Annotated in this window: 5 protein-coding genes; all 5 read right to left on the minus strand. The window is 66.1% G+C overall.

What is annotated here, in order from left to right; genetic code table 11:
* Positions 1-581 (minus strand): ketol-acid reductoisomerase (gene ilvC, locus ACE5CZ_RS05085; protein WP_374946256.1); only part of this gene is annotated, 581 nt, incomplete at its 3' end.
* Between the two features lie 51 nt (positions 582-632).
* Positions 633-1,142 (minus strand): acetolactate synthase small subunit, encoded by a 510-nt coding sequence (gene ilvN / locus ACE5CZ_RS05090; RefSeq protein WP_374946257.1) that lies wholly within the window; start codon positions 1,140-1,142, stop codon positions 633-635.
* A gap of 3 nt (positions 1,143-1,145) precedes the next feature.
* A complete protein-coding gene (locus ACE5CZ_RS05095; protein ID WP_374946258.1) occupies positions 1,146-2,990 on the minus strand; it encodes an acetolactate synthase large subunit in 1,845 nt (614 codons plus the stop codon).
* A gap of 81 nt (positions 2,991-3,071) precedes the next feature.
* Entirely contained in the window at positions 3,072-4,766 is a 1,695-nt protein-coding gene (gene ilvD / locus ACE5CZ_RS05100) for a dihydroxy-acid dehydratase (RefSeq protein ID WP_374946259.1), read from the minus strand.
* A gap of 19 nt (positions 4,767-4,785) precedes the next feature.
* On the minus strand, positions 4,786-5,130 hold a 345-nt coding region (locus tag ACE5CZ_RS05105; protein WP_374946260.1), incomplete at its 5' end, for a trehalose-phosphatase.

Consider the following 5,130-nt stretch of genomic DNA (forward strand, 5'->3'; position numbering starts at 1 on the left):
CCGAACAGGTCGGTCTCGGTCTCTTCGGTGAACGTGGTCTTGATGCCGCCGGCGCGCAGTCCGCCGATCGCACGCGAGTACGACCAGGCGAGCTGCCACGCGGAGCCGGACGCGTCTTTCTCGACGGCGACGATAACGGGAACGCCGCGGCCGGCCTCGTACTCGCGGCGAACCGTGTGGCCCGGGCCCTTAGGTGCTACGAGGATGACATCCACGCCGTCGGGCGCCTGAATGTAGTCGTAGCGGATGTTGAACCCGTGACCGAAGACGAGCGTCGCGCCCTGCTTCAGGCTGGGGGCGATGTCGTCACGGTAGATGTGGCGCTGGAACTGGTCGGGAGCGAGCAGTACGATCACGTCGGACTGCGCGGTCGCCTCGGCGACACTCAGAACCGTGAAGCCGGCCTCCTGCGCCTTGGCGATCGACTTCGATCCGTCTTTCAGGCCGATGACGACGTCGACGCCCGAGTCGCGCAGGTTCAGCGCGTGCGCGTGGCCCTGCGAGCCGTAGCCGACGACGGCCACCTTCTTGCCCTGGATGAGCGACAGGTCTGCGTCTGTGTCGTAGAAGATTTCGGTCACTTTATTACTGCTCCTTGTTGTGTGGGTGAAGATCGTGAGTTCGTGCAGTACTTAATTCTTGAAGACGCGCTCGGTGATGCTCTTCGAGCCGCGTCCGATCGCGAGGAGGCCCGACTGGGCGAGCTCTTTGATTCCATAGGGCTCGACCACGCGCAAGAACGCGTTCGTCTTGCCCGAGTCTCCGGTGACCTCGATCACGAGCGCGTCGCTCGAGACATCGACCACGCGGGCGCGGAACAGGGTGACCGCCTCGAGAACGTGCGACCTCGTGGCATTGTCGACCCGCACCTTGACCAGCAGGTGCTCGCGCTGCACCGACTGGTCGGGGTCGAGCTCGACGATCTTGATCACGTTGACGAGCTTGTTCAGCTGCTTGGTGACCTGCTCGAGGGGAAGCTCCTCGACGTCGACGGCGACAGTGATGCGAGAGAGTCCCTCGATCTCGGATGCGCCCACTGCGAGGCTCTCGATGTTGAATCCGCGGCGGGCGAAGAGTCCGGCGACCCGCGTGAGCAGACCGGGTTTGTCTTCGACGAGCAGGGAGAGAACGTGGTGGCTCATGGTCTACTCCTCATCCCACTCTGGGGCGATCTGCTGTGCGTGTTCGACCAGCGAGTTGCTGACCCCCTGCGGAACCATCGGCCAGACCATGGCGTCGCGGCTCACGATGAAGTCGATCACGACCGGACGGTCGTTCGTCTCGATCGCCAGCTGAATTGCCGCGTCGATCTCATCTGCTTTCGTGACCCGGATGCCCAACGCACCGTACGCATCCGCCAGCTTCACGAAGTCGGGGATCATCTCGGTGCCGTGGCCCGTGTTGAGGTCGGTGAACGAGTGCCGCCCGTCGTAGAACAGGCTCTGCCACTGCCGCACCATGCCGAGCGACGAGTTGTTGATGATCGCGACCTTGATCGGGATCTTGTTGATCGTGCAGGTCGCCAGCTCTTGGTTGGTCATCTGGAAGCATCCGTCGCCGTCGATCGCCCACACGAGGCGGTCGGGCTCGGCGACCTTGGCGCCCATGGCCGCGGGAACCGAGTAGCCCATGGTGCCGGCGCCTCCCGAGTTGAGCCACGAGTTCGGTCGCTCGTACCTGATGAACTGCGCCGCCCACATCTGGTGCTGGCCGACTCCGGATGCGTAGATCGCCTCTGGGCCCGAGAGCTCGCCGATGCGCTTGATCACGTATTGCGGTGAGAGCAGGCCGTCGGTGGGCTCGGCGTAGCCGAGGGGGAACTCGGTCTGCAGACCGCGCAGGTACTGCCACCACTCGTCGATGTCGGGTCGCGTCTCGCTCGCGGCGGCCGTGGAGACGAATGCCTTCGTGAGGTCGGCGATGACGTCTTTCGCGTCTCCCACGATCGGCACGTCGGCCGCGCGGATCTTGCCGATCTCTGCCGGGTCGACGTCGACGTGCACGATCTTGGCGTGAGGCGCGAACTCGCTGACCTTGCCGGTGACGCGGTCGTCGAACCTCGCCCCGAGCGCGACGATCAGGTCGCTCTCCTGCAGCGCGAGCACGGCGGGCACGGTTCCGTGCATGCCCGGCATGCCGAGGTTCTGCTCGTGCGAGTCGGGGAACGCGCCGCGCGCCATCAGCGTCGTGACGACCGGTGCGCCGGTGGCCTCTGCAAGAACGGCGAGCTCGGGTGACGCCTCGGCACGGATGACTCCACCGCCGACGTAGAAGACGGGCTTCTTCGCCTCGAGGATGAGCTGCGCCGCGGCCTGGATCTGCTTGCCGTGCGCTTTGGTGACCGGACGGTAGCCGGCGAGGTCGACCTTCGGATTCCAGAGAAACGGCGCCGAGTTCTGCTGCGCGTCTTTGGTGATGTCGACGAGCACGGGGCCCGGCCGGCCGGTGGATGCGATGTGGTACGCGGCCGCCAGGGTCGCGGGCACGTCCTCCGGCTTGGTGACCAGGAACGAGTGCTTGGTGATCGGCATCGTGATTCCCACGATGTCGACCTCCTGGAACGCGTCCGTTCCCATCAGCGTCGAGAAGACCTGCCCGGTGATGATGAGCACGGGAACCGAGTCCATGTAGGCGTCGGCGATGGCGGTGACCAGGTTGGTGGCGCCTGGACCAGACGTCGCGATGGCCACACCGACCTTGTTGGTCGAGGATGCGTAGCCTTCGGCGGCGTGCCCGGCACCCTGTTCGTGGCGAACGAGAATGTGCCGGATCGTGGTCGACGCCATGAGTTCGTCGTAGAACGGGATGATGGCTCCGCCGGGAAGCCCGAACACGTCTTTCACGCCGAGGTGCTCGAGCGAGCGGAGGATTGCGCCGGAGCCCGTCAGGATTTCGGGCGTGGTCGCCGCGGGTGTGGTCGCGGGAGCGGACCCGGAGGCCGGTTTGGGGATCGCCGGGGAGTTCGGCACGGGAGATGGATCCACGGGCATGTTGTTTTCCTAGCTTGTTGCCTGCACAGCGTGTCGCCTCGCCCTGCGGCGGGCGAACGGTGACGAGGGTGGAGCGCGGTACTACCCGGTGATGGCGCCGGTCGCGGCCGACTTCACGAGCTTCGAGTACTTTGCCAGAACGCCACGGGTATAGCGCGGGGGAAGAGGGGCCCAGCCGTCTCGGCGGGCTGCAAGCTCATCGGCCTCGACGAGTAACTCGAGGGAGCGAGCGGCGATATCGACCCGTATTAGATCACCATCGCGCACGAATGCGATCGGACCTGCGTCCACCGCTTCGGGTGCTATGTGGCCGATACACAGTCCGGTTGTGCCGCCTGAGAACCTGCCGTCGGTCAATAGTAGTACATCTTTGCCGAGGCCGGCGCCCTTGATCGCGGCCGTGATCGCGAGCATCTCGCGCATTCCGGGGCCGCCCTTCGGGCCTTCGTAGCGGATCACCACGACGTCTCCGTGCTCGATCAAACCCTCGGTCAGCGCGTCCATCGCGGCGCGCTCCCGCTCGAAGACCTTCGCCGGCCCTTCGAAGACCGCGGCGTCGAATCCGGCCGTCTTCACGACCGCACCCTCGGGTGCGAGCGAGCCCTTGAGCACCGTGAGTCCGCCCGTGGGGTGGATAGGGTTGTCGAGCGTGCGCAGCACCTTGCCGTCGAGCTCCGGAATGTCGAGCTCGGCCAGGTTCTCGGCGAGCGTCTTGCCCGTGACCGTGAGCACGTCGCCGTGCAGCAGCCCGGCATCCAGCAGCGCCTTCATCAGCACCGGAAGGCCGCCGTGGCGATCCATGTCGTTCATCACGTACCGGCCGAACGGCTTCATATCGGCGAGGTGGGGAATGGTGTCGCCGATGCGATTGAAGTCGTCGATCGTGAGGTCGACCTCGGCCTCGTAGGCGATCGCGAGCAGGTGCAGGATGACGTTGGTCGAGCCCCCGAGGGCCATCGCGACCGCGATCGCATTCTCGAACGCAGGCTTGGTCAGGATGTCGCGGGTCGTGATGCCGAGGCGGAGCATGGTGACGACGGCCTCGCCGCTGCGATGGGCGAAGTAGTCGCGGCGGCGGTCCGCCGACGCGGGCGACGCCGAACCGGGCAGGCTCATGCCGAGGGCCTCGGCGACGCTCGCCATGGTGTTGGCGGTGTACATGCCTCCGCACGCACCCTCGCCGGGAGCGAACGCGCACTCGATGCGCTTCGCGTCGGCCTCGCTCATGGTGCCGGCCTTCACTCCGCCGACGGCCTCGAACGAGTCGATGATGGTGATGTCTTTCTCGGTGCCGTCAGAGAGCTTCACCCAGCCGGGCGCGATCGATCCGGCGTAGAGAAAGACGCTGGCGAGGTCGAGGCGGGCAGCGGCCATGAGCATGCCGGGCAGCGACTTGTCGCATCCGGCCAGCAGAACGGAGCCGTCGAGGCGCTCGGCCTGCATGACGACCTCGACGCTGTCGGCGATGACCTCGCGCGAGACGAGGGAGAAGTGCATGCCCTCGTGGCCCATCGAGATGCCGTCGGAGACGGAGATGGTGCCGAACTGCAGCGGGTAGCCGCCGCCCGAATGGACGCCCTCTTTGGCGCCCTGGGCGAGACGGTCGAGCGACAGGTTGCAGGGGGTGATCTCGTTCCACGAGCTCGCGATGCCGATCTGCGGCTTCTCCCAGTCGGCGTCGCCCATTCCGACGGCCCGAAGCATTCCGCGCGAGGTGGTGGCTTCGATTCCATCGGTGACGACGCGACTGCGCGGCTTCATGTCTATTTCGGGCATGTTACGAGTTTAGAACCACTCACGGCGCCGAAGCGCACGCCTCCGCGCGGAACGCGGCGAGCAGCGCGAGCACCTGGGCGACCTCGACTTCGTCGCGAACCCGGAACTCGGCGATCGTCTTTCCCGCACCGCTCTTGAGCCCGAAGTCGCCACTGCGCAGCACCGCGAAGGCGTCTTCGTCGGTGACGTCGTCGCCCGCGTAGAGCACGGCGGTGGCCTTCGTGTACTCCTTGAGGTGCAGCAGCGCTTCGCCCTTCGTGGTCGACCGGATCGAGAACTCGAGCACGTTCTTGCCCTCGCGCACCGTGAGGCCCTCGATCTCGGACTGCGTCTCGGCGAGCGCCATGAGGTGGGCCTGACGACT

It is taken from the genome of Agreia sp., from assembly GCF_964263775.1.
Taxonomy (GTDB): domain Bacteria; phylum Actinomycetota; class Actinomycetes; order Actinomycetales; family Microbacteriaceae; genus Agreia.